The 25,486-nt window shown below is 37.6% G+C and carries 28 protein-coding genes; 9 read left to right on the top strand and 19 right to left on the bottom strand.

Features of this window, described 5'->3' with window-relative positions:
- Nucleotides 1-105 precede the first annotated feature (105 nt).
- Genes ACFSKV_RS17870 through ACFSKV_RS17850 form a run of 5 tightly spaced genes read left to right on the top strand, consistent with a single transcriptional unit; the run spans nucleotide 106 to nucleotide 3,784 of the window.
- Nucleotides 106-627 (top strand): DUF7935 family protein, encoded by a 522-nt coding sequence (locus ACFSKV_RS17870; protein WP_380805895.1) that lies wholly within the window; start codon nucleotides 106-108, stop codon nucleotides 625-627.
- Between the two features lie 9 nt (nucleotides 628-636).
- On the top strand, nucleotides 637-1,050 hold the full coding sequence (locus ACFSKV_RS17865) for a YkvA family protein (RefSeq protein WP_380805892.1): 414 nt from the start codon (nucleotides 637-639) through the stop codon (nucleotides 1,048-1,050).
- Nucleotides 1,051-1,100: 50 nt separating this feature from the next.
- Nucleotides 1,101-1,817 carry a Rossmann-fold NAD(P)-binding domain-containing protein gene (locus ACFSKV_RS17860; protein ID WP_380805890.1) on the top strand — a complete coding sequence of 239 codons (717 nt, stop codon included), beginning with the start codon at nucleotides 1,101-1,103 and terminating at the stop codon, nucleotides 1,815-1,817.
- Nucleotides 1,818-1,819: 2 nt separating this feature from the next.
- Entirely contained in the window at nucleotides 1,820-2,272 is a 453-nt protein-coding gene (dtd, locus tag ACFSKV_RS17855) for a D-aminoacyl-tRNA deacylase (protein ID WP_380805887.1), read from the top strand.
- Nucleotides 2,273-2,314: 42 nt separating this feature from the next.
- Complete coding sequence (locus ACFSKV_RS17850; protein WP_380805884.1) at nucleotides 2,315-3,784, top strand: ATP-binding cassette domain-containing protein; 1,470 nt, start codon at nucleotides 2,315-2,317, stop codon at nucleotides 3,782-3,784.
- Nucleotides 3,785-3,788: 4 nt separating this feature from the next.
- Here ACFSKV_RS17850 and ACFSKV_RS17845 read toward each other — a convergent pair whose 3' ends face one another.
- Nucleotides 3,789-4,445: a metallophosphoesterase family protein gene (locus ACFSKV_RS17845; protein WP_380805882.1), complete on the bottom strand. Its 657-nt coding sequence runs from the start codon at nucleotides 4,443-4,445 to the stop codon at nucleotides 3,789-3,791.
- A 242-nt stretch (nucleotides 4,446-4,687) separates the two neighbouring features.
- Here ACFSKV_RS17845 and ACFSKV_RS17840 point away from each other — a divergent pair, with 242 nt between their 5' ends.
- Nucleotides 4,688-5,224 (top strand): DUF4136 domain-containing protein, encoded by a 537-nt coding sequence (locus tag ACFSKV_RS17840; RefSeq protein ID WP_380805879.1) that lies wholly within the window; start codon nucleotides 4,688-4,690, stop codon nucleotides 5,222-5,224.
- A gap of 3 nt (nucleotides 5,225-5,227) precedes the next feature.
- Here the strand turns inward: ACFSKV_RS17840 and ACFSKV_RS17835 are convergent, their stop codons facing one another.
- From ACFSKV_RS17835 to ACFSKV_RS17780, 12 genes are all read right to left on the bottom strand, one after another.
- Nucleotides 5,228-6,790: a glycoside hydrolase family 3 protein gene (locus tag ACFSKV_RS17835; RefSeq protein WP_380805877.1), complete on the bottom strand. Its 1,563-nt coding sequence runs from the start codon at nucleotides 6,788-6,790 to the stop codon at nucleotides 5,228-5,230.
- Between the two features lie 96 nt (nucleotides 6,791-6,886).
- The gene (locus tag ACFSKV_RS17830) at nucleotides 6,887-8,155 is read right to left on the bottom strand and encodes an MFS transporter (protein ID WP_380805875.1); all 1,269 of its coding nucleotides are present in this window, start codon (nucleotides 8,153-8,155) and stop codon (nucleotides 6,887-6,889) included.
- Nucleotides 8,152-8,631 carry a GNAT family N-acetyltransferase gene (locus ACFSKV_RS17825; RefSeq protein WP_380805872.1) on the bottom strand — a complete coding sequence of 160 codons (480 nt, stop codon included), beginning with the start codon at nucleotides 8,629-8,631 and terminating at the stop codon, nucleotides 8,152-8,154. Before ACFSKV_RS17825 ends, ACFSKV_RS17830 begins: the two co-directional genes overlap by 4 nt.
- A 5-nt stretch (nucleotides 8,632-8,636) precedes the next feature.
- Nucleotides 8,637-10,316, bottom strand: coding sequence for a glycoside hydrolase family 10-like protein (locus tag ACFSKV_RS17820; RefSeq protein WP_380805870.1), 1,680 nt, complete (start codon nucleotides 10,314-10,316; stop codon nucleotides 8,637-8,639).
- 6 nt (nucleotides 10,317-10,322) lie between these two features.
- Complete coding sequence (locus tag ACFSKV_RS17815; RefSeq protein ID WP_380805867.1) at nucleotides 10,323-10,985, bottom strand: peptidoglycan recognition protein family protein; 663 nt, start codon at nucleotides 10,983-10,985, stop codon at nucleotides 10,323-10,325.
- Nucleotides 10,986-11,198: 213 nt separating this feature from the next.
- Nucleotides 11,199-11,645, bottom strand: a complete 447-nt coding sequence (locus ACFSKV_RS17810; protein ID WP_380805865.1) for an Hsp20/alpha crystallin family protein — start codon at nucleotides 11,643-11,645, stop codon at nucleotides 11,199-11,201.
- A 121-nt stretch (nucleotides 11,646-11,766) separates the two neighbouring features.
- Entirely contained in the window at nucleotides 11,767-12,723 is a 957-nt protein-coding gene (gene hutG, locus ACFSKV_RS17805; protein ID WP_380805862.1) for a formimidoylglutamase, read from the bottom strand.
- A 31-nt stretch (nucleotides 12,724-12,754) separates the two neighbouring features.
- Nucleotides 12,755-13,153, bottom strand: coding sequence for a VOC family protein (locus ACFSKV_RS17800; RefSeq protein WP_380805859.1), 399 nt, complete (start codon nucleotides 13,151-13,153; stop codon nucleotides 12,755-12,757).
- A gap of 54 nt (nucleotides 13,154-13,207) precedes the next feature.
- Nucleotides 13,208-14,674, bottom strand: a complete 1,467-nt coding sequence (locus ACFSKV_RS17795; protein WP_380805856.1) for a Gfo/Idh/MocA family protein — start codon at nucleotides 14,672-14,674, stop codon at nucleotides 13,208-13,210.
- Between the two features lie 277 nt (nucleotides 14,675-14,951).
- Nucleotides 14,952-15,428 carry a DUF4199 domain-containing protein gene (locus ACFSKV_RS17790; protein ID WP_380805854.1) on the bottom strand — a complete coding sequence of 159 codons (477 nt, stop codon included), beginning with the start codon at nucleotides 15,426-15,428 and terminating at the stop codon, nucleotides 14,952-14,954.
- A gap of 32 nt (nucleotides 15,429-15,460) precedes the next feature.
- Complete coding sequence (locus ACFSKV_RS17785; RefSeq protein WP_380805851.1) at nucleotides 15,461-15,916, bottom strand: SRPBCC domain-containing protein; 456 nt, start codon at nucleotides 15,914-15,916, stop codon at nucleotides 15,461-15,463.
- Between the two features lie 80 nt (nucleotides 15,917-15,996).
- Complete coding sequence (locus ACFSKV_RS17780; RefSeq protein ID WP_380805848.1) at nucleotides 15,997-16,602, bottom strand: DUF2911 domain-containing protein; 606 nt, start codon at nucleotides 16,600-16,602, stop codon at nucleotides 15,997-15,999.
- Nucleotides 16,603-16,768: 166 nt separating this feature from the next.
- Here ACFSKV_RS17780 and ACFSKV_RS17775 point away from each other — a divergent pair, with 166 nt between their 5' ends.
- Nucleotides 16,769-17,185, top strand: a complete 417-nt coding sequence (locus ACFSKV_RS17775; RefSeq protein WP_380805845.1) for an archease — start codon at nucleotides 16,769-16,771, stop codon at nucleotides 17,183-17,185.
- 3 nt (nucleotides 17,186-17,188) lie between these two features.
- Nucleotides 17,189-18,634, top strand: coding sequence for an RtcB family protein (locus ACFSKV_RS17770; RefSeq protein ID WP_380805842.1), 1,446 nt, complete (start codon nucleotides 17,189-17,191; stop codon nucleotides 18,632-18,634).
- A gap of 22 nt (nucleotides 18,635-18,656) precedes the next feature.
- Here the strand turns inward: ACFSKV_RS17770 and ACFSKV_RS17765 are convergent, their stop codons facing one another.
- The gene (locus ACFSKV_RS17765; RefSeq protein ID WP_380805840.1) at nucleotides 18,657-19,529 is read right to left on the bottom strand and encodes a sterol desaturase family protein; all 873 of its coding nucleotides are present in this window, start codon (nucleotides 19,527-19,529) and stop codon (nucleotides 18,657-18,659) included.
- Nucleotides 19,530-19,634: 105 nt separating this feature from the next.
- Between ACFSKV_RS17765 and ACFSKV_RS17760 the strand changes: the two genes are divergently transcribed.
- Nucleotides 19,635-19,970 (top strand): zinc ribbon domain-containing protein YjdM, encoded by a 336-nt coding sequence (locus tag ACFSKV_RS17760; RefSeq protein WP_380805838.1) that lies wholly within the window; start codon nucleotides 19,635-19,637, stop codon nucleotides 19,968-19,970.
- A 50-nt stretch (nucleotides 19,971-20,020) separates the two neighbouring features.
- Here the strand turns inward: ACFSKV_RS17760 and ACFSKV_RS17755 are convergent, their stop codons facing one another.
- The 5 genes from ACFSKV_RS17755 to ACFSKV_RS17735 form a co-directional block, all read right to left on the bottom strand.
- Nucleotides 20,021-20,227, bottom strand: coding sequence for a helix-turn-helix domain-containing protein (locus ACFSKV_RS17755; protein WP_380805835.1), 207 nt, complete (start codon nucleotides 20,225-20,227; stop codon nucleotides 20,021-20,023).
- A 3-nt stretch (nucleotides 20,228-20,230) separates the two neighbouring features.
- A complete protein-coding gene (locus ACFSKV_RS17750; protein WP_380805833.1) occupies nucleotides 20,231-20,791 on the bottom strand; it encodes a DUF2975 domain-containing protein in 561 nt (186 codons plus the stop codon).
- Between the two features lie 82 nt (nucleotides 20,792-20,873).
- Complete coding sequence (locus tag ACFSKV_RS17745) at nucleotides 20,874-21,926, bottom strand: hypothetical protein (RefSeq protein ID WP_380805831.1); 1,053 nt, start codon at nucleotides 21,924-21,926, stop codon at nucleotides 20,874-20,876.
- 153 nt (nucleotides 21,927-22,079) lie between these two features.
- Complete coding sequence (locus ACFSKV_RS17740; RefSeq protein WP_380805827.1) at nucleotides 22,080-24,710, bottom strand: valine--tRNA ligase; 2,631 nt, start codon at nucleotides 24,708-24,710, stop codon at nucleotides 22,080-22,082.
- 289 nt (nucleotides 24,711-24,999) lie between these two features.
- Nucleotides 25,000-25,203, bottom strand: a complete 204-nt coding sequence (locus ACFSKV_RS17735) for a dodecin family protein (RefSeq protein WP_380805825.1) — start codon at nucleotides 25,201-25,203, stop codon at nucleotides 25,000-25,002.
- Nucleotides 25,204-25,486 lie beyond the last annotated feature (283 nt).

Here is a 25,486-nt window from a genome sequence, read left to right as displayed (position 1 = left end):
GCAGTTTTTCTTTATGAAGTTCAAATTTAGGTTGAAAAAATATCAAAACTCAAAGTTTTATAGCACCTAATATTTTCAGATATTCGGAACATAATTAAATATACTATGGCATATTTATCGGATTTGTTAAAAATTATATTGCCTGCGGGATTGGTAATCTATGGGATGTACCTTACAATTATGTCTTTTTTAAAGAAGGACAGAGAGAAAATGCTGGTTGACATTAAAACCCAAAATTCTCAAACCATTCTTCCTGTGAGGTTGCAAGCTGGAGAAAGGCTTTGCCTTCTGTTGGAAAGGATTACACCCAATAATCTGGTACGAAGGGTAAATAATCCCGAGTTCACAGCAAGGGATTTATACACACAATTGCTTTTCGAGGTTAGAGAAGAGTTTAACCACAATTTATCCCAACAAGTGTATTTCTCTGATGAAACATGGGAAAGTATAAGAAGGGCAGTTGAGAGTGTAATCACTCTGGTGAATACCGGGATACAACAAATGCCTGAGGATGCAAGAGGGATTGATTTGGCCAAAAAAATATTCCAACTTTCATTGGATCAAAAGAATGATGCCATTCAGTTTGCATTGAAAAGCGTGAAGGATGAAATCAGAATTTTCTTTTAAAAATTAATTATGGCTTCCTTTAGAGAAAAAACAAGTGATTTTTTTACTAAAGCAAAACTTCTTTATCAGGAGAAGGCTTTTGAAATCGCCGGTGAGGATGGAAAATTGAATAAGTTGATTTCACAGGTCAAAGAAAGGCTTGAAGCCGTATCCCACAACCCTAAAGTTCAGTCAGCCCTGGAACCAATCATGGTTTTTAAAAGAATGGTTCAGGCACATCGTTCAGGAGATTTTAAAGTTTCCAAGAAAACATTAGGACTTATAGTCCTTGGGCTGGTTTATTTTGTTACTCCACTGGACATAATCCCTGATTTCTTACCCTTAATTGGGTTTACTGATGATTTATCTGTTCTGATAGCGATATTTAATTCAGTGAAGCATGAAGTGGAGGAATTCCGATCATGGGAAAATAATAGGACCTAACATAATTTGACAGGTTTTAAAATCAAAAGAAATCTTTGAAATTCGGATAAATGAAAAAAATAGCATTTCTGGCAGGTACTTCAGGGTTGATTGGTATGCAATTACTACATCAATTGATTCAGGATAGTACTTATGATACCATAATTTCTGTAGGAAGGAGAAAACTGGCACTAAAACATCAAAAGCTTGTCCAGATAGAAGGTGAAATGGCAAAAATTAAAGAATGGGATTTAGAGGCTAAATTGCGCTCCGAAGACCTAGGAGGAATGATGTTTCCTTTGGTGGAAGCAATAGAAAACAAATCATCAGAAATGCATGCATTTTGTACTTTAGGTACAACCATCAAATCAGCAGGCTCAAAAGAAAAATTTTATGAAGTAGACCATGACTTTGTCCTGAATTTTGCCGGATGGGTTCAGAAAATCGGAGTTACCAATTTTTTGTATGTTTCGGCATTAGGGGCAGATCCACAATCTGCGGTATTTTATAATAAAGTAAAAGGAGAGGTGGAAGAAGATTTAAAAGTAATTCCTTTTGATTATTTGGGATTGTTCCGTCCCTCTCTGTTGATGGGGCAGAGAAAGGAATTTAGATTTGGGGAAGAAGTGGCCAAAATTTTTATGAAACCCTTGATCTGGTTCAAATTAGCAAAGAAATACCGTCCTATTTATGATTATCAGGTAGCAAAGGCAATGATTTTCCATGCCAATCAAACAAAATCGGTGAAGGTGGAGGTGGTATTTTCCAAGGACATGCAAAGTTTCTAATTATGATTGCAGTAATTCAAAGGGTTTCGGAGTCCCAAGTTAAAATTGATGCTGAAATCAAAGGGCAAATAGGTGTTGGATTGATGGTTCTATTGGGGATTGAAGATGCCGATGAACAGGTGGATATCGAATGGCTTTCAAAAAAGATAGTAAATCTCAGGATTTTTCCCGATGACCTTGGTGTCATGAACAAGAGTATCTTGGATGTCGGTGGAGATATCCTATTAATTTCTCAATTCACCTTGCATGCCAGTACAAAGAAGGGGAATAGGCCTTCTTATATAAAAGCTGCCAAACCGGATTTTGCTATACCTATGTATGAAAAATTTATAGGAGTATTGGAGTCTGAACTGGGTAAAGAGATACAAACTGGAGAATTCGGGGCTGATATGAAGGTGTTTCTCATCAACGATGGGCCTGTTACTATAATTATTGATAGTAAAAACAAAGTTTAAAAACTCCAAATTCTAAACTTCAAAATCCAATCAGAGATAAAAATGGCGAAAGTTCTTTCTATACGAAATGCTACAGTAAGGTTTTTAGAAAAGATTGTGTTTGAGGATATGGATTTTGAATGGGAGGAAGGGCAACATTGGGCAATAATTGGTTCTTCCGGGGTGGAATTGACAGCCTTTTTGGATACAATCTTGGGAAGGACGATGGTGACTAAGGGCGAAATTTTACGTTTTTTTGCCGAAAAATATCAACAAGAGAAAAAAGAGTCAAAAGAAGTCCATTCATTTCGGGACTTAATTGCGATAGTTTCTCAGCAATATGCCTTCAGAAATAAATCAAATCTCCAGAATTTTTATTATCAGCAAAGATTCAATTCAATGGACTCTGAAGAGACCTTGACGGTTGCAGAATATCTTTTGGGATTGGACCATCAGAAGGGTGAGTGGAATATTAAAAAAGTACTGAATCTATTTAAGTTAGAAAGTTTGAAGGACAAATCCTTGATCAAACTTTCCAATGGAGAAACGAGGCGCTTAGCAATGGCTTCTGCTTTAGTGAAAAATCCCAAATTAATGCTTTTGGATCAACCTTTAACCGGGCTTGATATTCAGACAAGAAATAGTTTTGATAGGATTCTACAGGAAATAAGGGAATCCGGTATTCATGTGATGATTTCAACCAATAGTCATGAAATTCCCGCATCAATAAGCCATGTGGCGGTCTTGGGTGACAAAAAGGTAAAAGAGACAATGGAAAGGAAAAGTCTTGACTTGTCAGAATTTTTTCCAATCCAATTAAAAGGGTTTGATGGTCTTTTGCTTAAGCGATTATTGTCCAAAAATGAAGAGGAGGGCTTTAAACGTATTATTCATCTTGAAAACATCAAGGTACAATATGGTGAAAAGGTAATCTTGAAAGACATCAACTGGACAGTCAATCCCGGAGAAAAATGGTTATTAAAAGGGGAAAATGGAGCTGGTAAATCAACCTTGCTAAGTCTTGTGTTGGGTGAAAATCCCCAAGCCTATGCCAACAATATTTGGCTTTTTGACAAAAAGAGAGGAAGTGGGGAAAGTATCTGGGATATTAAAAAGCAAATTGGGTTTGTAGCCCCTGAACTTTCGAGATTTTTTCCCGCCAATCAGACTTGTTTAAAAGTAGTGCTTTCGGGTTTATTTGATACCATGGGCTTATTTAGAAAAGTTAATAAAGAGCAAGAGGACATGGCAATGAAATGGTTGAAATTATTTAAAGTTGAAACTTTAGCGGGGAAATTATTAAGGCAAGTTTCATTAGAAGAACAAAGATTTATTCTTTTGGCAAGAGCTTTGATTAAAGTGCCATCTTTATTGGTATTGGATGAGGCATCGCAAGGAATGGATGAGTACCAAAGGGTGTTGTTCAAAAATACCATTGACCAGATTTGTGGATTGATACCGATCACCTTGATCTATGTCAGCCATTATCAGGAAGATGTTCCTGATTGTGTGGATAGGGTTTTTCAGTTGTAATGATTCAATCAATATCCCTTGGGTCTGTTGGTATACTGATGGATTCTAAATAGGAACCATCATTTTTTAGTTTGATTCCTGTCAAACAAATTCCTCTGTAAGCACCCGTATCTATATTCCAGCAATTGGCATTTTTAATAAATTCAGGCAATCCATCAATCCTAGGAGTATGGCCAATGACCTGCAATTTCCCAATGTTTTTCAAATGTTTTCGGTTCCATAAAACTCCTACGTTATCATTAGGGTCAAAGGGATCAGCTGCATGTTCAGATATTCCTGCATGAGAAATAAAAACTTTCTTGTTTTCCCAAAAAAGCGGGAGATTTTTAATCCAAGATAGATAGGAATAGGGATTTATTCCTTCTTCCTCAAACTGTATCAAAGTTTCCGCTCCACCATTGAATTTCCAGTTGTTGATAAGGTCTTTCCCCAACAGGTAATCAACCATCATCTGTTCGTGGTTCCCCCTTAGAAAAATAGACTGTTTTCCAAATGCAATTTGAATTTCATAAGCTAAACGAATGGTCTTAGGTGAAAAATTTCCACGGTCCACCAAGTCTCCGACCTGTATTAATTTCTCTCTTTTTGGATCCCAATTTTCTAATAATTTCAGAAAAGTGAAGAAACAACCATGGACATCACCAATAATAAATATATCCATTTTATGAGCTAAATCATTTAATCAAATTAAACATTTAAATCAGATTCAATTCTTGAATTTATTTTTGAATAAGAACAATAAATTTCGTAAAATAGTCTGATTATCAATGAAATTCCAAAACAATCATTTATCCTTCAAAGTTAACCTAATAAAAGAAACGACATGTAGAAACCACTTTAATTTCAATTACTATGAAACCTTCTCTTACTCTGTTAATCCTAACCTTCATGTTTGTTTCATGCATGAGCCAGAAAGATTATATTGCTGAATACGATTTTAATTATTCAGGTAATTTTAAAAGGTACAAAACTTTCGGTTTTGTGGGAAGTCCAAATAATCTCCCTTCTGAAGATAGCCTTGAATATTTCAAAACCATTGAAAAAACCATCTCCAATAGGTTAGGTTCCCAAGGATTTAAGTTTCAAGATGAAAAGCCTGACTTGTTAATTAATTATAAAGTATTCAGGGATCCTGTAAAATATAGAGGGTACGAACAACCCAATTTTGATTTTTGGTTGGAGAGAAGAAGTGAGCATATTGATATGGAAAAGTTGATGGAAGAGGAAGAAAGGGAGAAGGATGAAAATTATAATAGGGTAAAATATCTGGAAAATGAAGGTCTATTGGTTATTTATGTGATAGACAATAAAAGAGGAAATACCATTTGGCAGGGATATACCGCAGCAGCCTTTGATTTTATGTCTCCTGAAATACAAACTGATCTTACCAGAGCCACTTACAGAGTAATGGATCAATTCAGAATACTTACAAGAAATTAAAGATTACATATCAAATCTAATCTCTGTATCGAGTTCGTCCAAAAAATGTAGTGCGGCTGTTTTTTGGACGTTCTCAAAATTTTGATAAGCACAGATTATTTTACAGACTTTTCTTTTATTTGGCAGTTCTTTAATTGCCAAAGGGTTCCCAAATAAATAGAGTTGACATTTTTTATTCATTGTCAATTCTGCAAGTTTTTTCATAACCTCCATATCCAATCCAAAATGATTTATGGGTTTGGCGGAAGGTACATATAGGGCAATAAGTAAATTTTCAAATTGCTGGAGGTCTTTCCATGCTAAATCTTTTACAGAATTGATTTCAAATGAAGGCGTGCTTTGGTGGTTGTCCAATTCTCCAAAAAAAGGATTGAACAGAGGACTGAAAACAGACACCTTTGCAAAAGAGCGGCTGTCAATGATATCTGATTCGGTATCATTATCCACCAAGACTGAAATGTAATGAGAGGCCAATTTTTCATTAAATGCATGGTGATCATCCCAATCAAAATAGACATTTTTTACAGTTTTTCTGTCCATTAGGCCCAACCTATTCTTAAGATCCATAATTTTTTCAAAAGAACGGTTAATTCTTTTTTCCTTTCCTTCATCGGCAATCATTTGAATGCCTTCGGAAACATTTTCGGAAAAACAAAGGATATCAACCCCTGCATTAAAAGCTTCCAATTCCAGTTTTCCTGGTTCTCTGAATAAATCACTTACACTCTTCATATTGAGTGCATCTGATACAACAATACCATCAAAACCCAATTCATCAATTAGTAAATCTGTGATTATTTCTTTTGAAATTGATGCAGGAATATTTTTTCCTGAAGAAAGTGCTGGAGCTGCAAGATGACCGACCATAATCATTTTCAGTCCTGATTTGATACCTTCTATATATGGGAATAATTCTAACTCCATAAGTTCCTTCTTTGACTTATGAATAATGGGAAGTCCTAAGTGGGAATCAATATCTGTATCCCCATGTCCAGGGAAATGCTTGTAACAAGCTGAAACTCCTGCTGTTTCCATTCCTTTGTACATCGCCATTGCAAATCGGCTAACTTTCATTTTATCAGTTCCGAATGACCGATATCCGATAACAGGATTATTGGGGTTACTGTTGATGTCAGCGACTGGAGCAAAATTGATATGAATGCCGCATTGTTTTAAATCTTTTCCTATACGGTAACCTACTTCCCAAATTAGATCTTTTTGGCTTTCAGGTATCGCTCCTAAAGTAATAGCATATGGATATTGGGGAGTATTTTCTATTCTCATAGCAAGACCATATTCTGCATCAATGCTGATGAGTAAGGGTGTTCTGGAGGCTTTCTGATACCTTTCAATTAAGCCCAAAAGTTTTTGGAGGGTATCATGATAATCAAGGTTTTCCTGTCTATTCTCAAAATTTGCAGCTGCTGCATGTCGGCTATGGAAAAAAGTCAATCCACCAATATGATGCTGTCGGATAATTTGTTCAAGAACAGCGATATTTTCCTCCGAGTCATGTATAAAAGCCGCTGGAAAGAAAAATTGGCCTATTTTTTCTTTTAAATTCATAAAAAGAGGTATAAATGTTTAAGTAGGGTACTCAAATATCCGGTTTGGACCTCCAAACCTATAGGGCTATACAGGGATAAATTTACAAAAACTTATTTATTCTTTTTTCTTCTTTCCGTAATCATATGGAAACTTTATATAATTTACCAAAAAAATACCTGGAAAAGCTGCAATCACTACCCAAATAAAAAAACCCTCATACCCTAGCCATTCCTGAATAAATCCCGATATCATTCCGGGAATCATCATTCCCAAGGCCATAAAACCAGTCGCCAAGGCATAGTGAGAAGTTTTCGAGGGGCCTTCAGAAACATAGATGAGATACATCATAAATGCAGCAAAACCAAACCCATAACCTAACTGTTCTACCACTACTACCAGACCTACAAAAAAAACTGATTCCGGCTGGAAATAAGCCAAGAGATAATAGAAGAAGTTTGGAACATTTAATGCAAGAATCATGGGCAACATCCATTTGCCAAGTCCATCCCTTGATATCACTATACCTCCAATAATTCCACCTAAGGAAAGGGCTATGATACCTAAGGTTCCATAAATAAGTCCAACATCTCCGGTACTTAATCCCAACCCTCCCTCTAAACGACTATCCAATAAAAAAGGAGAAGCCATTTTTACTAATTGTGATTCACCCAACCGGTATAGCAGGATAAAAACCAAGGCGATCAAAATTTGCCTTTTTTCAAAGAAAGAAATGAAAACTTTTACAAATGTCAGAGACTCTTCCTTTTCGTAATTTTTGGATTGTTCAATATTAGGAGTGGTAAAGAGGTTAATAAAAGTCAAAACAAACATTAAAGCGGAAATCATTACCATAGTAAGAGACCATGCCTTTGTATTGTCTCCATATCTAGTTTCTAAATATCCTGCAAAAATTACAAATAAGCCTTGTCCTGTAACCATGGCCACTCTATAAAAAGTACTTCTTAAACCTATGAAAAAGGATTGCTGCTCTTCTTTTAAAGCAAGTAAATAATAACCGTCTGAAGCGATATCATTTGTAGCTGAAGCAAAGGAAGCCACCCAGAAAAAAGCCAAACTTAGTACGAAAAATTGATTGGTAGGCAAGGCCAATCCCACCCCAAGGAAAGAAAGCGATAAAACCAATTGCATGACCAGGAACCATTTTCTTTTTGTGCCGTACAGGTCAACAAATGGGCTCCAAAGTGGTTTGACTACCCATGGCAAATAAAGTAAACTGGTATAAAGACCAATATCTGAGTTGTCAATACCCAGATTTTTATACATGATTACTGATACGGTGATAATCAGAACATAAGGGATCCCTTCTGTGAGATAAAGTGGGGGTACCCAAAACCAGGGATTGTTTTTCACCGCTTTGCTCATTTCTTTTTTCGGAGAAGATGGTTGTAAATACTGGATTCAGAACCTTCAATTACAACTGCATTGACGGTATTTTTATAAAAATCGACTGGTCCAACCCCTCCAATAATTGCATAGGCATAACCCATTTCTCTGAGTGACTGAAGGCTTTTGACCAATAAAACTTTTCCAATTCCTTTCCCTCTCATGGAATCTAAAGTTCCTGTTGGGCCAAAAAAATTTTTTGAGGTAGATTCGAAACAGGCAAAACCTAAAATATCATTTTCTTGCTGGGCAATAAAACATCTTACTGGAAGATAAGAGAATGCGGCATCAACCTCATTCATCCAGTATTGACCAAAATGATTTTTCACCCAATCCATAACAAACGATTTTTCAGGGGGAATGGGTTTTCTGAACATGATATTGTCCTTACCCAAATTCATTTCTAGATCAGATATATCCGGTAAGTCAATCAATCGGACCAACATGTCTTTCATGGCGCCTATTTGAGGATGTTACTTTGAATTTCGAATACCAACGGTTTTGTTTCTGAACCAAATTTATCAATAAAGCTCAAGGCTATAAATTTTTGGTTATTAGGGGATAAAATTGGAATCACAAACCTGTCATTATCATCTAGATATGTTTTTTGGAATTTGGTGTTTTCTGCCCTTTCCATCAAATCTTCCAAAGTTGGAGCGGTATAAATCAAAGCAAATCTGTAATCAGGTTTGATTATTCTTTCAAATTGGAATGCATATCCATCTCCATGAAGAATCAGATTTGGAGTAGGCAATGGTTCAGGGCTTACCGGGTTTCTGATGGAAATAGGAGGTAAAACAGGAAACCTAAAATGGTTTTGCCTGATCAAATCTGCAACATCCCTGTTTTTTAAATACATAGACTTTGCACTGAAAAAGGCATTCCCATAGATATTCGGACTGACCTTTGATAAACTTAATTGGTTAGGTATTTCCATTGGATCATTCCATGCAGTATCTGAATTCTCTCTTACCTTATAAGGTCCGTTTCCGACATAAATTTTGGTATTAAAACTGTTTTGGGACCACCAACTGACCAATTCCCTATAGGGGGCCAAATTATAATCCATACTCCAATATATTTGAGGTATTAAATAATCAATCCAACCAAACCTCATCCAAGATAAAACATCTGCATATAGGTCATCATAGTTTGTCTGAGAAGCATTGGTTTTTGAACCCAGTGGATCTTTGTCTTTATTTCTCCATACGCCAAAAGGAGAAACGCCAAACTGCACCCATGGCTTTTGGGATTTAATTGCTTCGCTTACTTCCCATATCAATAAACTCACATTTTCCCTTCTCCAATCTTCAATTTTTTGATCTGGCATACCATAAATTTCAAAAGCTATTTCATCATCAAACTTGGCACCGTTCACTTTATAAGGATAAAAATAATCGTCAAAATGAATACCGTCTACCAAATAGTTTTTAACAACTTCCTGAATGATATTGATCAGATGTTCCCGAACTTCAGGTAAACCGGGATTGTAATAATATTTTGTATCATATTTTACCATCCAATCCCTGTTTTTGTAAAAATCATGTTCTGGACTGAGGGATGCAGTATCAAGGTTCATTGTGGCCCTGTAAGGATTCAGCCAGGCATGAAACTCCATTCCCCTCCTATGGGTTTCCAGAATCATCCATGAAAGTGGATCTTCATTGGTTTGTGGTTTTAGGCCTTCCTGGCCAGTAAGATATCTTGACCAAGGTGCAAATCTAGAAGGATACATAGCATCTCCTGCTGCTCTTATTTGTACAATTACCGTATTAAAATTCAGTGATTTGTAATAGTCCAGTAACTTTAAAAAATCTTCTTTTTGTTTTTCATAAGGATCAGTGGCTGAGGAAGGCCAATCGATATTAGCAACTGTCGCAATCCAAACTCCACGGAATTCCCTTGGGTTTTCAGGTAATTCCATTTCAAACATTCTGTAATCTAATCTACCACTTGTATTGGTATAAGTTTTATCTACATACAGTGTGCCATCTGCCAAAGTACCGGATTTTCGGATTCTCTCAGATATGGCATCAGAATTTGTTGATTGACTGGATTTACAGGATTGTAAAATAAGCAAAATGCTAATGCCGAAAATCAGGCATTTAAAAAAAGCGGACAATGAAAAATTTATTTTCATAGCTGATTATGGTTTGTATTTGAAATTTAGGTCTATTAATTTTTTCCTCAGTTTTTTCATGAATTTATCCCCAGGATCCTGTTTTTGTGTAAGATAATCTGGATCGGTTTCTTTCCACAAATCACTGCCCTTAAATGCATAATATTCATGATGGCCAATGACATAGCTAAGTTTGTACTTTTTATGTAAATATCGGATCAATTCTGCATTGGATTTCAGCTGTGCCTTTGTCAATGGGGCATCAGGGCCTCCAATATTTTCAATTCCAATGGCAGTGTAATTCAATCCAATAGTATGTCTTGCAAAAGTTGTGTCAGGGAGAAGGCGAAAAATAGTACCATCTCTGTCTACCAAAAAATGGGCAGAGACATTTAAATTGCTTGCGCTGTTCAAATCAGGTCTTCCTCCAAGGTGTACCGGATTGAAAATATCAAAGGTTGCTTCTAAAGTCGGTACTGCTGTCCAATGGACCACTACCATTGTAGGATCAATTGTTGCTGTTTCTTGTTCAATTCCATGTCTTTTTTTAAGATATTCCAAGGATAAGGCAGCTCTTTCTTCATTGAAAAGGATTGGTTTTTCAAAAATCCTAAAGGTCTGTGCATGGGTAGATATTTGTAATGATATACAAAAAGCCATTGAAAGAAACGCTCTTCTGATTAAGGTCATGATACCCTCGGAAACTTGGATGAAATAAATTTATCTCCAAAATAATGGAAATAATCGGAAGGTATATTTTAACAGTTCAAAACTTTTTCAAAGATTCCATCCATTTGGGTTTATGTTTGTTATTTTAGGGATGAAACCAGCTGAGAAATCAGGACATCATTAAAAAAGCTCCAACCTATATAGATTGGAGCTTAACCTTTGAGAAAAATCCGGTTAATTGACTGTGATGGTTTTTTTGGGCTTATTGCCTTCTTTGTCATTTTTAGGAAGCACAACATTTAGGATGCCGTTTTCATATTTTGCATCTATTTTTTCATCCATCACTGTTTCAGGTAAGCGGAAGGAACGCCTGATGCTGGAATAGGAAAATTCTTTTTTACGGTAATTTTCTTTCTCTTCCTCAAATTTTTTTTCTTTTTCAGCACTGATGTTCAGAATTCCATCATTTACCTCAACTTTGAAATCTTTTTTGTCAAAACCCGGAGCAGATAATTCCAACTTAAATTCTTTGTCATTCTCAATGACATTTGCGGAAGGAATTTCAATGCTTTTTTCAGGGAACCAGAATTTCTCATCTACCTCAAAAGGGTTTTCAGCCCCGAAGAAGTCTTGAACCATTTTTGGCCAAAAACCTCTGTCTCTTTTAGTTATTGCACCCATGGTTAAATATGTTTAAGTGTTAAACATTTATTTTGCAGCATGATAAAGTTACCAAAAAACAGGCAGCCAAAACATGATTAAGATCAGAAAATCAGGTGATTTCAATTAGAAATTAGCCTTTTTAATACATCTTTCTTACGATAAATTCAATGCATCTTGCGGCTAGTCTGGCAGTGGAATTATCTTGATCAAAATCCGGGTTAAGTTCCACGACATCCATGCTCAAAAGCTTACCGGAACGGGCAATAAAGTCTAATACTTTCATTGCAATTTCGGGAGAAAATCCCATAGGGGAGGGGGCACTGACTCCTGGAGCGTAAGCAGAGGAAAAACCATCCAAATCAATTGAGAGATAAATTTTATTCACATTTTGGCAAAAGCTATCCAATTGATTTTTTATTTGCTCCCAATTTTCCAAATAAAAATCTTCCATTTCAATCCAGTTTACCCCCTTTTTTGTGGCCGTTTCAAACAAGGAGATGGGATTGCCTGCTCTTTGGATTCCCAAACAGAGGTAATGGAATTCTGAATGATATTTTTCTGCCAACTGGAAAAAAGGAGAACCTGAATGCCCCTTTCCGTTTATAAAAGGTCTGAGGTCAAAATGGGCATCCAAATTAATTATTCCGAGCTTTTCTCCTTTTTCGAGAACATATTGAAAAAGAGCACTTCCATGTGGGTATGCAAGATCATGACCTCCTCCTAGAACTATAGGGAAAGCCCGATTTTTTATAATTTTTGATAGCATATCCTTTATCATTTCATGGCTTGATTCCATGTCATGATTCTGGGTAAAAACATTACCCAAATCAAAGATTTTAACGGTTTCAGACAGGTGGTAGGCCATGGGACCCATTACCTTTCTGATAGCTTCAGGCCCTTTATTTGACCCTATCCTACCTTGATTTCTTTTAACCCCCTCGTCACCTACATAGCCCAAAATGACTACTGTTCTGGAATTTTTCAAGTTTGGAATATTTTGGTCAGGAAGACATTTGACCATTTGATACCAATATTCTTTGGTATCTGAATGTCTTCCAGTCCAGATAGTTGGAGAAGAAGGATTGTGCTGAGCCATGAATTCTTAAATAAAAAGATGAATTGGGTCTTTACTTATATCTGGAAGGTTGGATTAAATCCCATTGATTACCATACAGATCTTCGAAAACTGCCACCTTGCCATAGATTTCATCCCTTGGACCATTAATGATATTTATATCATGAACCAGTAAATTTTTAAAATCCCTTTCAAAATCATCTGTATGAAGAAAGAGGAATACCCTTCCGCCAGTTTGATTTCCAATTCTGCTTTTTTGCTCCAAATTGCTAGCTTTGGCCAATAAAAGGGAAGCACCGCCACCACCTGGAGGAGTGACAATAACCCACCTTTTTGTTTCGGATAAGTAAGTGTCCTCAGTTAGGATGAATTTGAGTTTTTTGGTGTAAAAATCTATGGCTTCATCATAGTCATTGACTACTAATGCGATGTGAACAAGGGATTGTTTCATATTTTGCAAAGATGGCTTGTAAAAAGAAACGCGGGCTTTGATACCCGCGCTCATTTATACTTCAAATCCTTTCCTGTAAGGCCTTCCTACAAATTGATTGGCTTCCTCTAGGTTGGTAATCAACATTTTATCTCCATCCCAGAGTAATTTTCTTCTTCCAAAAAACTCCATTTGACCCCTGCTGTTTTCTTTACGTAACATATAGCTTCTGATAGCGAGGTTTCCCATTAAAACCGTTTCTGTCATTGGCCCAGCATAATCAAAGGAAGAGGTAAGATCCTTATGTTCTTTACTTCCAAATCCTGCTTTGCAGGCATCTACCCATTTTCGTTGGTGGCCATATTCAGGCTCTTCCATATCTTCTTTTTCCGGTCCAAATTCTGTATGACCGTCGTTCATGTATAATTTTGGCATCAAAGGGGAACTGTCGTTGATGTTTGTGGAAATCACTCCATTTTCTCCAATTATTAGAACACCATTGGCTGAGTTAGTGCCGCCCATATCATGATCTGCAGGGATTGCTTCAGGTCTTGAGGGTCTAATTCCCCCATCGCTCCAAGTCATTTCAATGGGAGATCTGCTCTTATCTGTGGCTGCAAAATTGATGGTGATAAAGGAAGAAGCAGGACATCCTTCAGGATGATAGTCAGGAGTCCACATTTTGGTAAATACAGTACCAACGCTGCACTCAGCAGCCATTGGATAATGTAGTCCTAAGGTTCTGAAAGGAATATCTATCAAATGACAGCCTACATCACCCAATGCTCCGGTTCCATAATCCCACCAACCCCTCCAGTTGAAAGGATGAAGATTTGGAGTATAAGGGATCTCCGGAGCAGGGCCTAACCATAAATCCCAGTTTAAGGCTTCCGGTTTTTGGCTTGGATCAGGTTTGGGGAAAGCAAAACCTTGAGGCCAAACAGGTCTATTGGTCCATATTTGTACTTTGGATATTTTACCTAATTTTCCACTGTCAACCCATTTTTGGACCATACCCAATAGAGGATTTGAGGCGCCTTGATTACCCATCTGAGTGACTACTTTCTTTTCCCTTGCCAATTCAGTAAGCATTCTAGCCTCCCTGATATTATGGGTCAGAGGTTTTTGCACATAAACATGCTTCCCTCTTTCCATGGCATATTTTGCAGCAGGACCATGGACATGATCTGGAGTAGAAATGGTAACAGCATCAAGATCTTTTTCCTTATCCAACATTTCCCTGTAATCAGCATACAATTTGGCATTGGGGAAATTCTCAATAGATTGCTTGGCAGATCCCGAAAAATCAACATCACATAATGCTACCACCCTTTCCCTTCCATTGACCGAAGCATTTTTTATATCACTGATACCTTTACCGCCCGCACCAATGGCTGCCAGGTTCAATTGGTCTGAAGGAGCAGTAAATCCGACACCACCGAGTACGTGGCGTGGAACAATGAATATCGAAGAAGCAAGGGCCGCATTTTTTATAAAATCTCTTCGGCTTTGGCCTGAATTGTCTTTTTTATTGGGTTCCATTATTAATTGGGGTTTTTGAAATATTTTAAAAAACCAAGATACACTTTTTGTTTATTTTCACGGAATTATTTCGTTTGAATTTTGCCTCAGGTAGGACAATTTCACCTTAATAGATCTTTCCGATTCATTAATCAATTTTTGGGTTTCTTAATGGTTTTAAGTTTTAAGTATCATTATGAATCTGGAACTAATCATTACAAGCTTACAAATTCCTCACTCATCATTTTTCCATCCTTCATCCTTTACTCTCCACTCTTCATTCTAAATTTTCAGCCGTCTAAGACTTCTTGGTGAAGATAGCCACAATAGCACTGGTGATTAATCCGGCAACAGGAGCAAAAACCGTACTTTGCATTAGGTAACTGTTAAAATTAAAAAAGGATTCTGCTTCCTCCTGACTCATTTTTCCCTGATTTACACTATAAGCTATCATATTGGAGAAATACTCAGGACTTATCCAATAGGAGGTGATATATTGGGTGATTGGCGTTAGTAAAGTGACAAAAAGGGTAATCCATAAACCGGTAACGAATCCTTGTAAATAAGTCATTTTACCATGATAAAAGTTCTTTCTTTTGTTTAAGAAAGCAAGGGCATAGACCAAAAAAGCCAAAATGGCTACTCCATTGGTGAAAATGGCATGCTTGTCAATATGGACATCATGTAGCCCTGATACCTTTTCAAGAACCATCCATGAAAGTTGCATAATTACAAAGATCAGCGCCCATTTGATTTCAATTTTGATGTTTTTCATAGTGTGTTGGGTTAGGGGTTATTGGATAGGTTTTATTGTTGGATCATAAAGTCAAAGGCACCCTTCCTCAGATTGATGCCATATTCCAGATATGCTTTAAGGCAGGCAAGAAAATTGGCCCATCCTGCTGTATTGTTTTTCAGCCAGTTTAAGCCTTCCTCATTGACTTCCATTTCTTTTTCTTCCACCTTCACCAAAGTAGCATCTCCATTATTCCTGGGTTCTAAGTCAATTGTTACTGTTAGCGGGTGGCTATCTCCATCCCATTCGAAATTGATGGATTCAAACGGTTTTACAGATAAGACTCTCACCGGAAAACTTCCCGGAAATTCAGGAAATTCCCATTCTAACGTTTTACCTGATTCCATTTTTCCTGAACTTTTGGAGATAAAATAGCGGGCCATATGGGCAGGATCAATGATTGCTACAAATACATTTTCAGGATTTTTGTTAATCTGTATCGATGTGGAGATTGTAAGTTTATCCATTTGGGTTTGAAGGTTCAAATAAAGTTAAACAAAAAAGGTGACCGTTTAAAGTCACCTTTTTTAATTTCGTTTAATCTGGATTAAAAGGCTGTTTTAAAACCTTCCATTTTCTGGTCCACCTGAGTATCCACCATAAATGATACTTTTACATTTTCAAATGCCATACTTACCTTGGCGACTTTGTTATTCTCAGCTGAAATGGTGTAAGTTAGTCTTTCCTGTACAGCGCTTAATTTTTCTGGGGCAACATTAATGGACGCAACATCATCTTTTGCTAAAGCTTCCTCATCAATTTTGCCGTCTTTCATGTAAGTGAATACTGAATTTCCTTTTCCGTTAAAGTGGATAGTCCAATCACCGGATTCACGGGGAGTGATAAAGATGGAATATTTCCCTGCTCGAAGGTTTTTTCCTCCCACACTCACACTTGTACTGAATTCAATCATAGTGGCTGCATTCGCACCTGCTCTCCAAGTCACTCCATACTTTTCTATTTCTCCAAAAATTTTTCTACCCTTCACAGCAGGGGAAGAATAATCAATGCTTATTTTAGTGAATCCAACATTTTGGGAAACAAATGCTGCAGGACTTGCAGCTGGGATCTGCAATTGCGCCATGGATTCAACCTTGAATCCAAATAGGAATACAAATAAAATACCGGTAAATAATAAAACTTGTTTTTTCATTTTTGATTTGATTTTATGGGTTTATAACATGCAATTTATAACTTAAATTAGAAATCCTTGTTTAGGATATCTTTGATGGGGTAAAATTTTTATAACTAGGGGGAATTCAAGCATCATACCTGTAATTTTCCTAACTTATAGTTCCAAGTAAAAAGACATGCGCGATATGAAGTCACTTGAGTATTTGCCCCACATTGCTGATGTTAGGATGAAAATTCAAGGGAGTTCAGAGGAGGAACTCTTTAGGGCCGGTTTGGAGGGGATTGGAAGGATTTTGAAAGCTGACGTATTTGAAAAGCCACAACAGGCTATTGAAATTATTGCGATATCATTGGTTTCTGTGGATATGACATCGCTTTTGGTGGAATTTCTAAATGAAGTACTGATGTTTTCCCATATCCAAAAAGCGGTGTTTTTTGATTTGGAAATTCAGCATATAGGAAAAAAAGAAATCATAGCGAAAATCTTTGGAAGTAGGGTAGGGGCTTTTGATGAAGATATAAAGGCAGTTACTTACCATGAGGCGCAGGTGAAGAAGAATAAATCTGGGATGTTTGAAACCATCATTGTATTGGATATTTAAAAAATGGAGCTTAAAAGTCAATTGGTTAAAAAGAGTGATTACCTCTGGGAACTTCCTCCTCATGTCAAGAAAGGAATGAGAGTGCCAGCACAGGTTTACGCTTCGAAAAAGATTTTGGAAGAAATAGGAGGAGATAAGTCTTTGGAGCAGTTGACCAATGTAGCTATGTTGCCCGGAATAACCAAGGCGTCCATTGTTATGCCCGATGTCCATGAAGGTTATGGATTTCCCATTGGAGGAATTGCTGCGACAGCCTGGCCTGATGGAGGGATCTCTCCTGGAGGTATTGGTTATGACATCAATTGTGGCGTCAGGCTTTTAACATCAAATTTACAAAAGGAGGATCTGAAAGGTAGGGGTGAAGAGTTGGCTAAAGCGTTGTATGCGCAGATTCCTTCAGGAGTCGGAAAAGGGGGGAATATACAATTGAGCGAAAAAGAGTTGGATAAAGTCCTAACCCTAGGTGTTCAATGGGCTTTAAAAAATGGCTACGCAAATAAAGAAGATATTGATAAAATAGAATCTCGCGGAAGACTGGATAATGCTGACCCAGTATGTGTATCCGAATATGCTAAAAAGCGGGGTATTGACCAATTGGGTACCATTGGTTCAGGTAATCATTTCGTGGAAGTTTCTTATGTAGATAAAATATTTGATCAGGAAGTTGCCCAAATCTTTGGGTTGAGGGAGGGACAGCTGACCATATTAATCCATACCGGTTCCAGAGGTTTGGGGCATCAGATTGCTTCCGATTATATGAAACTGATGGTTGCTTCCATGGGAAAATATGGAATTGAGGTGCCGGATAGGGAATTGGCCTGTGTGCCTTTTAATTCTCAGGAAGGGCAACAATATTTTAAATCCATGGCAGCTGCTGCAAATTATGCCTGGTGCAACAGACAGGTGATCACTTGGGAAATCCGCAATGCCTGGAAAGAATTTTTCAAAGGCAAAGATACGAAATTGGGAGTCCTATATGATGTGGCCCATAATATTGCCAAAGTGGAAGAACATGTGGTTGAAGGCAAAAAGAAAAAGCTGATTGTACACCGTAAAGGTTCCACACGCTCCTTTGGTCCTGGACATCCAGAAGTGACCGAATGTTATAAGAGTACTGGTCAGCCTGTTATTATTCCAGGAAGTATGGGCACTGCTTCCTATGTCATGGCAGGGACTGCTCAGGCTATGGATGAGTCGTTTGGGTCTACTTGTCATGGAGCAGGAAGGCGAATGTCCAGAAGGGCAGCCCAAAGAGCAGTGAATATTCATGAATTGGAAAAAGAATTGGTTGGAAAAAATATTTTTGTGAGGGCCGGTTCAAGATCAGGGGTCAGTGAGGAAGCTCCTATTGCCTATAAAGATATTGAGGAAGTAATTGAGGTAGTTCATCAGGCAGGGTTGGCAAAAAAAATTGCAAGACTACGACCTTTGGCGGTAATCAAGGGGTAGTAATAAGTTTTCTTTAGGTATTTCAGCTTTCTAAAGATTGAGTAATCAGGTTTTTGGATTTGGCAAAGCTTTGTGGGATTTGTTTCCATTTTTCTGATCCAGGTGCCAAGAACAAAAATTGTAATTTTCTTTTCCAGGATGGGATTTTAGGTAATTGTTTAAAAATATCCTGGTATTCATGAAGCAGGATTTTTGCAGGATTATGTGTTTGGATATTATGGGTAATTCCATATACAGGTTTTACGTCCTCTCTTTGATAAGTTCCAAAAATATGATCAAAGATGATTAATATCCCTCCCAAATTTTTATCAATATATTGGGGATTACTACCATGATGGACCCTGTGATTGGAGGGGGTATTTAATATTAGGTCCAGCCATCCTAATTTTTTTACGCGTTCGGTATGGATGATCACATTCCACAAATAGGAAATGGTCTCATTGAGTAAAATCATCCATGGAGGAATACCTAAAAGACAAAGAGGAGCCCAAAACAAAAAACGGTAGAGTGTATGGAAGAAATTTACCCGGATACCAACAGAAAGATTGAAATGAACAGAAGAGTGATGGGTTACATGTGCTGCCCAAAAAATACGGGATTTATGTCCAAGGAGGTGAAATAGGTACATCACAAAATCACAGGCAATAAAGCCTGCAATCCAAAGCCATATTGTTGTTTCAGGTTTGAAAAAAGCAAAACTATAGACTATGGAATAAAGGCCATAAGCAACCCCTTTCATCATTAATCCCACAGGTAAAATAACCAATCCCACTGTAAAATTGGCCAACATGTCATGGATTACCTCCTGATTGGACTGAAGTTTCCATGCAACAATAAGCTCTATTAAAATAAGTAAAGCCAAGACCAATGCTCCTATGTTTTCAAGATTCAACATTCTGATCGTATTTTATTCCTATTTAAGCAAAAAAATAAATATTTGAAAGCCAGATAGGTAGAGATTTTTTGTTTGATTTAATAGAAGAAATTTTAACTTTCTGCAATGGAAAATCTGCCACCTTGCCCAGCCTGTAACTCACCTTATGCCTATGAAGTGGACCACCAAATGGTCTGTCCCGAATGTGGCTTTGTTTGGACTCCTGAAAAAGACAAAACAGAAGAAGGACTTATTGTGAAAGATGCCAATGGAAATATATTGGCTGATGGTGATGCAGTGGTCATTATAAAAGACCTACCAGTCAAAGGCGCTCCCAAGCCGATAAAATCGGGGACCAAAGTGAAGAATATCCGCTTGGTTGAAGGAGATCACAATATTGATTGCAAAATCGACGGCTTTGGGTTTATGGCCCTTAAGTCTGAGTTTGTGAGAAAGGCGTAAAGCTGTTTATTAGTTTAGAGCAAAAATGCTTTTCTTTAATATGAAAGGATTTATTCTTCCACATATTCCAAAATATCCCCCGGCTGACAATCCAAGGCCTTGCAGATAGCTTCCAAGGTGCTGAAGCGTACGGCTTTGGCTTTTCCGGTTTTTAATATTGAAAGATTGGACAAGGTGATATCTACTTTTTCGGAAAGTTCATTGAGGGACATTTTTCGCTTGGCCATCATTACATCCAAATTCACAATTATTGGCATGGCTTAGATGGTTAACTCGTTTTCAGACTGGATTTCTACCCCTCTTTTAAACACTTGGGCTATGGCATAAATAAGGGCAGCCATCAACAAGTATTCGAAAGCCCCTCCAATATATCCATCAAGAGCAGGTACATCGAAACTCCTTTTTTCGAGCCATTTGAAATATGCCGAGGCAAGGATGATGGTCAAACCTATGTTTAGCGCCACATAACTTATTTCTGAAATTTTTTTGGAAATCTCTTTGCTGAAAGGATGTACCAGGTTGATTTTTAGGAAAACTAGGATCATTAAATAAAACATATAAGCTTTCTGACCTGTAATTATCAGCAGGAATGTCATGACTCCAACATAATTCCAAAAATGTTGATTCAAAAGTCCATAAAGATTTAAACCTTCGTAAAGGTCCTGGGCAACAATGGGATTAAATAAGCTGTAAACAAAAGTAAACAGCAAAGCTCCCGCTTTGATGCAAAGACCGATAAAGATGGACCAAATCACCACGGTGATCAGTATTAATCCTGGCTGGGTCACCCATTTTTCTTTCCACTGTTCTGTGAGATTCATAGTATATACATTTAAAGTTTTTCAAATATCAGAAAAAAATTATTGAAAAACAATAAATATATATTGATAAATAAAATTAATTTTAACTACCTGGCTCTACCAAAATTTCAAAATCATCAAAGGAAGCTTCTCCGGATGTTCCCGGCATCATTACCGCAAATGGAATCATAATGATGGTTTTTCTGGTGAAATTGGTAAGCGTTAATTCAATCAATTTATTCTCCAATTTTCCGTTGATGGGATTCATTTCCGTACTCAATACATGAGATTCTACAGTAGCTGCCCCACTTTGTCCTATTTCGGTTTCATACACACGGAGAGCAATAGCTACTCCGGGTCCTTCTAGATTTTCTGAACTGATTTTTGCTCGGAGTTTGACAGTTGCTCCTTCGGGGATGTTAGGGGCGTCAATTTGTCTAAAAGCATATCCTGTATTTTGACCGTTTCCTTCCGAAGAAATTTGGAAAAATGGATTCCCGGATGCTTCATTGATACCTCCGGATATGCCATAGTTTCCATTATCGTTCGAAAATCTCCACATAGAGTCATTTATATCGTTTTTAAAAAAAACTGGATTTAATTCAAAGTCCTGCCCAAAATCAATGCACTGTTGATTGGCCGTTAACCTGTCAAACAACTCATCCAAATAATATTCCCGTAACTCGGGTTCATTTTCTTTATAAATATTAAAGTTATCGAATTCATTAGCCATTAAGGATAATGGCCTGCCATCACACTTCGAAGCATTGTCATGTGGGAGGTTCAAAAAGGCATGGCCTATTTCATGAAAAAACAGATTTTCTCTCTGAATATCTGTTTTATTTGCCCAATCACAATTTGTAGATTTTGAAATAAGGACAGTTCTTCTGCCCGTTTGAGGATGCCTGATGTAACCGTATCCACAGTAAATTTCAATTTCAGAAAAGCGGATTTCGTCCACATACGTAATATCTAAACCTGAAAAATTGAAATTAAAACCTCTCAGTTTGGCCTCATCTTCAAATTTATCCAAGAAAATCTGAAGATCAGGGAAATCTTCTTGCTGGGGTGTTGGATTGGGGTCCTCATTGGTTTCACATCCAAGGATACCTAGAAAAAGCAAAGAAGCTAAGATAATTTTAGAATAATGTTTCATACTAAAAAGATTTTAAAATAGGACATATTGTCTTTACGGTAATAATAATCTATTAGTTTCAAAAAATTGAAATATTATGCAAAAAAAAACATTCAATCCAAAATTTAATTTCGGATTGAATGTTTGGCTTTTTGAGCATTCCTGAATAAAATATTACCCTATTTTTGATAAAGCTTCCTCTAAAGTCTTGATTTTAGCTTCGGCATCCGCTTTCTTCTTCTTTTCACTTTCTACTACTGCAGCAGGCGCACCTGCAACGAATCTCTCATTGCTGAGTTTTTTCAACACCGAGTTTAGAAAGCCTTTGGTATACTCCAATTCTTTGAGGAGGTTTTCTTTTTCTTTTTCTACATCGATCTGCTCTTCCAAGGGGATAAAGCATTCATCGGCTTTTACCACAAAGCTTACTGCATTGTCCACCTTTTCCCCAAAAGCCAGTTCGGAAAGGTTGGCCAGTTTCTTTATTACCTCCTCGAAACTCTTATATAGTTCAGGTTGCTTGGTGTTTACTGTCAGGGCAAAGGCTTCTTTTGGAGAAATCCCTTTGGAAGAACGGATATTTCTTATCTGAGAAACCACTTCGAAAATCTGGGCAGCATCAGAAATAGGTTTCGCTTCGAAGGCTTTGGCTTTTGGCCATGAGGTTACGATCAGTGCCTCAGAAGACTTTCTTTCCTTAATTTGATGCCAGAGTTCCTCGGTAAGGAATGGCATAAAGGGATGAAGGATTTTTAAAATATTCTCGAAAAAGACAATGGTCTTATCATAGGTTGGTCTATCAATCGGCTTCTGATAAGCTGGTTTGATCATTTCCAGGTACCAGGAGCAGAAATCATCCCACACCAGTTTGTAGGTGCTCATCAAAGCGTCTGAAATTCTAAATTTCTGGAAGTGATCTTCGATTTCAGTCAATGCCTCATTGAACCTATTTTCAAACCAAATGATTGATGACCTGTTACTTTCTCCCCATGCATTTTCATCAATTTCCCAACCTTTCACCAATCTGAAGGCATTCCAGATTTTGTTCGCGAAGTTTCTTCCCTGTTCGACCAATTTTTCATCGAATGGAAGGTCATTACCGGCGGGGGAGGAGAATAGCATACCCGTTCTTACCCCATCAGCTCCAAAATTGGCGATCAAGTCCAAGGGATCAGGGGAGTTCCCCAAGGACTTGGACATTTTTCTACCGAGTTTGTCCCTCACAATACCGGTCAGGTATACGTTTGTGAAAGGTTTTTCGCCCATATATTCATATCCTGCTATGATCATTCTCGCTACCCAGAAGAAAAGAATTTCCGGTGCAGTAACGAGGTCATTGGTTGGATAATAGTATTTCAGGTCTTCGTTAGGCTTGCCTGTCGTGAATACCTCAGTATCAAATACAGAGATAGGCCATAACCAAGAGGAAAACCAGGTGTCCAGCACATCTTCATCTTGCTTTAGGTCATCAAGTGTATAAGAAGTCTGGAATTTTTCATTGGCCATTGCAAGGGCTTCTCCCTTGGTTTTGGCAACCACAAATTCCCCATTGGGCAGGTAGAAGGCAGGTATCTGATGGCCCCACCACAGCTGACGGGAGATACACCAGTCACGAACGTTTTCCATCCAGGCCCTATACATGTTTTTGAACTTGGGCGGATGAAGCTGGATGATGTCTTCCATAACCGATCGCAAAGCTGGTTTGGTGATTTCCTCCATTTTAAGGAACCACTGTAAAGAAAGCTTGGGTTCGATGACTGCATCGGTCCTCTCAGAATGGCCTACATTGGATTTGTAGTCTTCTATTTTGTCCAGTTGTCCAGCCTCCTCTATAAGTTTGCCGATTTTTTTTCTGGCTATAAACCTGTCTTCTCCTACCAGAATCTGGGCTTTTTCATTCAAAGTGCCGTCATCATTCAGGATGTCAATGACCTCCAGTTTGTGCTTAAGGCCTAGTTCATAGTCATTGATATCGTGTGCAGGAGTCACTTTCAGACATCCTGTACCAAACTCCATGTCCACATACTCATCCTCAATGATTGGGATGGCCCTGTTAATCAATGGGATGATTGCTTTTTTGCCTTTCAGGTTGGTAAACCTAGGGTCATTTGGATTGATACAAATCGCTACGTCTGCCATGATGGTTTCCGGACGGGTGGTAGCGATGGTTAGGAAATCTTCAGAACCTTCGATTTTATATTTGATATAAAACAGCTTGGACTGAATTTCCTTCATGATCACTTCGTCGTCCGATAGGGCGGTTTTTCCTTGGGGATCCCAGTTGACCATCCTTACACCACGATAGATTTTGCCTTTTTTGTACAAATCCACAAAAACGGAAATGACAGCGTCACTGAGGTCCGGATCCATAGTGAATTTGGTTCTGTCCCAGTCACAGGAGGCCCCTAGCTTTTTCAGCTGTTCAAGGATAATCCCGCCGTATTTTTCTTTCCATTCCCAGGCATATTTCAGGAATTCTTCCCTGGTGAGGGATTTTTTGTCAATGCCCCTTTCCTTCAGCATAGCCACTACCTTGGCTTCTGTGGCGATGGAAGCATGGTCTGTTCCGGGCACCCAACAGGCATTTTTGCCTTCCATGCGTGCTTTTCTGACCAATACATCCTGAATGGTATTGTTGAGCATATGGCCCATGTGTAGTACACCTGTCACATTTGGTGGAGGGATAACGATGGTGTAAGGTTCTTTGCTATGATCAACTTCGGAGGAGAAAAATTTATGCTCCATCCAGTATTTGTACCACTTGGCCTCGGCGGCTTCTGGATTGTATTTGGTCGCTAATGACATCTTTAAGAGAGATTTTTTTAAACTCAAGGCGCAAAATTAAGATAAAAATACTTTTGAACTATGAGAAATGAAGAATTGTGTAAGGTAAAAGAGGCTAGAGGAAAGTAAGAAATGGGGACTTCGGATTTCGGAAAAAATGATATATGTCAAAAAGGAAGAGGATTTTGAGTGTATAAAAGAAAATTTTTGGGAGGTAACATTTTTGTCCAATCAAAAGAATTCGACCTGATATTGAATTCAAAAAACCTGTACTCTTTCGTTTCTAATCAAAAGAATACAGGTTTTATCTTTAATCTTCAATTTCAAATGTGATTTTCACATTTACCCTATACTGGCTGATTTCCCCATTGGTGACAGTTGCACTTTGTTCTTGGACATAGACAGACTTGATATGCTTGACCGTTTTGGAGGCGTGAGCAACTGCATTTCTGGCTGCATCTTCCCAGCCTTTGTTGGAATTTGCTAAAACTTCGATAACTTTTAAAACGCCCATAATAATAGAAATTAAAGGTTATTTGGAATTTATTGAATTTTAAGTTACTGAAAATTAGGTAATTTAGCAACGGATAAAGGAATTATTCCAATTCTTTTAATTGAATACTTTGAGATTTATTGATATTAAATAATGTAAAGGGAGTTTTATTATTTTAGAGTACATGGTTTTACAAAATGTGGGTTCAGAATAAATAAAAAAATGTGGATATTGGTTTTTTGAATGCACCCATTTACCAACAAATTTTTGTCTTCTGCCCCAAAAACATACCTTTGCAGGGCAA

Origin of the sequence: Shivajiella indica, assembly GCF_042683085.1 — a bacterium.
GTDB classification, from domain to species: Bacteria; Bacteroidota; Bacteroidia; order Cytophagales; family Cyclobacteriaceae; genus Shivajiella; species Shivajiella indica.
The sequence above is the reverse complement of the archived record's forward strand: the minus strand, read 5'-3'. Positions and strand labels throughout refer to the sequence as shown.

Coding starts and splice junctions, on each gene's coding strand:
- ACFSKV_RS17780 (WP_380805848.1), bottom strand. CDS start 16,602: ATGAAAAAACAAGTTTTATTATTTACCGGTATTTTATTTGTATTCCTA.
- ACFSKV_RS17740 (WP_380805827.1), bottom strand. CDS start 24,710: ATGTCATTAGCGACCAAATACAATCCAGAAGCCGCCGAGGCCAAGTGG.
- ACFSKV_RS17800 (WP_380805859.1), bottom strand. CDS start 13,153: ATGAAACAATCCCTTGTTCACATCGCATTAGTAGTCAATGACTATGAT.
- ACFSKV_RS17870 (WP_380805895.1), top strand. CDS start 106: ATGGCATATTTATCGGATTTGTTAAAAATTATATTGCCTGCGGGATTG.
- ACFSKV_RS17860 (WP_380805890.1), top strand. CDS start 1,101: ATGAAAAAAATAGCATTTCTGGCAGGTACTTCAGGGTTGATTGGTATG.
- ACFSKV_RS17785 (WP_380805851.1), bottom strand. CDS start 15,916: ATGGATAAACTTACAATCTCCACATCGATACAGATTAACAAAAATCCT.
- ACFSKV_RS17865 (WP_380805892.1), top strand. CDS start 637: ATGGCTTCCTTTAGAGAAAAAACAAGTGATTTTTTTACTAAAGCAAAA.
- ACFSKV_RS17735 (WP_380805825.1), bottom strand. CDS start 25,203: ATGGGCGTTTTAAAAGTTATCGAAGTTTTAGCAAATTCCAACAAAGGC.
- ACFSKV_RS17850 (WP_380805884.1), top strand. CDS start 2,315: ATGGCGAAAGTTCTTTCTATACGAAATGCTACAGTAAGGTTTTTAGAA.
- ACFSKV_RS17820 (WP_380805870.1), bottom strand. CDS start 10,316: ATGAAAATAAATTTTTCATTGTCCGCTTTTTTTAAATGCCTGATTTTC.
- ACFSKV_RS17760 (WP_380805838.1), top strand. CDS start 19,635: ATGGAAAATCTGCCACCTTGCCCAGCCTGTAACTCACCTTATGCCTAT.
- ACFSKV_RS17825 (WP_380805872.1), bottom strand. CDS start 8,631: ATGAAAGACATGTTGGTCCGATTGATTGACTTACCGGATATATCTGAT.
- hutG (WP_380805862.1), bottom strand. CDS start 12,723: ATGGCTCAGCACAATCCTTCTTCTCCAACTATCTGGACTGGAAGACAT.
- ACFSKV_RS17845 (WP_380805882.1), bottom strand. CDS start 4,445: ATGGATATATTTATTATTGGTGATGTCCATGGTTGTTTCTTCACTTTT.
- ACFSKV_RS17765 (WP_380805840.1), bottom strand. CDS start 19,529: ATGTTGAATCTTGAAAACATAGGAGCATTGGTCTTGGCTTTACTTATT.
- ACFSKV_RS17810 (WP_380805865.1), bottom strand. CDS start 11,645: ATGGGTGCAATAACTAAAAGAGACAGAGGTTTTTGGCCAAAAATGGTT.
- ACFSKV_RS17745 (WP_380805831.1), bottom strand. CDS start 21,926: ATGAAACATTATTCTAAAATTATCTTAGCTTCTTTGCTTTTTCTAGGT.
- ACFSKV_RS17775 (WP_380805845.1), top strand. CDS start 16,769: ATGAAGTCACTTGAGTATTTGCCCCACATTGCTGATGTTAGGATGAAA.
- ACFSKV_RS17795 (WP_380805856.1), bottom strand. CDS start 14,674: ATGGAACCCAATAAAAAAGACAATTCAGGCCAAAGCCGAAGAGATTTT.
- ACFSKV_RS17770 (WP_380805842.1), top strand. CDS start 17,189: ATGGAGCTTAAAAGTCAATTGGTTAAAAAGAGTGATTACCTCTGGGAA.
- ACFSKV_RS17790 (WP_380805854.1), bottom strand. CDS start 15,428: ATGAAAAACATCAAAATTGAAATCAAATGGGCGCTGATCTTTGTAATT.
- ACFSKV_RS17755 (WP_380805835.1), bottom strand. CDS start 20,227: ATGCCAATAATTGTGAATTTGGATGTAATGATGGCCAAGCGAAAAATG.
- ACFSKV_RS17815 (WP_380805867.1), bottom strand. CDS start 10,985: ATGACCTTAATCAGAAGAGCGTTTCTTTCAATGGCTTTTTGTATATCA.
- ACFSKV_RS17835 (WP_380805877.1), bottom strand. CDS start 6,790: ATGAATTTAAAAGAAAAAATAGGCCAATTTTTCTTTCCAGCGGCTTTT.
- ACFSKV_RS17840 (WP_380805879.1), top strand. CDS start 4,688: ATGAGCCAGAAAGATTATATTGCTGAATACGATTTTAATTATTCAGGT.
- ACFSKV_RS17830 (WP_380805875.1), bottom strand. CDS start 8,155: ATGAGCAAAGCGGTGAAAAACAATCCCTGGTTTTGGGTACCCCCACTT.
- ACFSKV_RS17750 (WP_380805833.1), bottom strand. CDS start 20,791: ATGAATCTCACAGAACAGTGGAAAGAAAAATGGGTGACCCAGCCAGGA.
- dtd (WP_380805887.1), top strand. CDS start 1,820: ATGATTGCAGTAATTCAAAGGGTTTCGGAGTCCCAAGTTAAAATTGAT.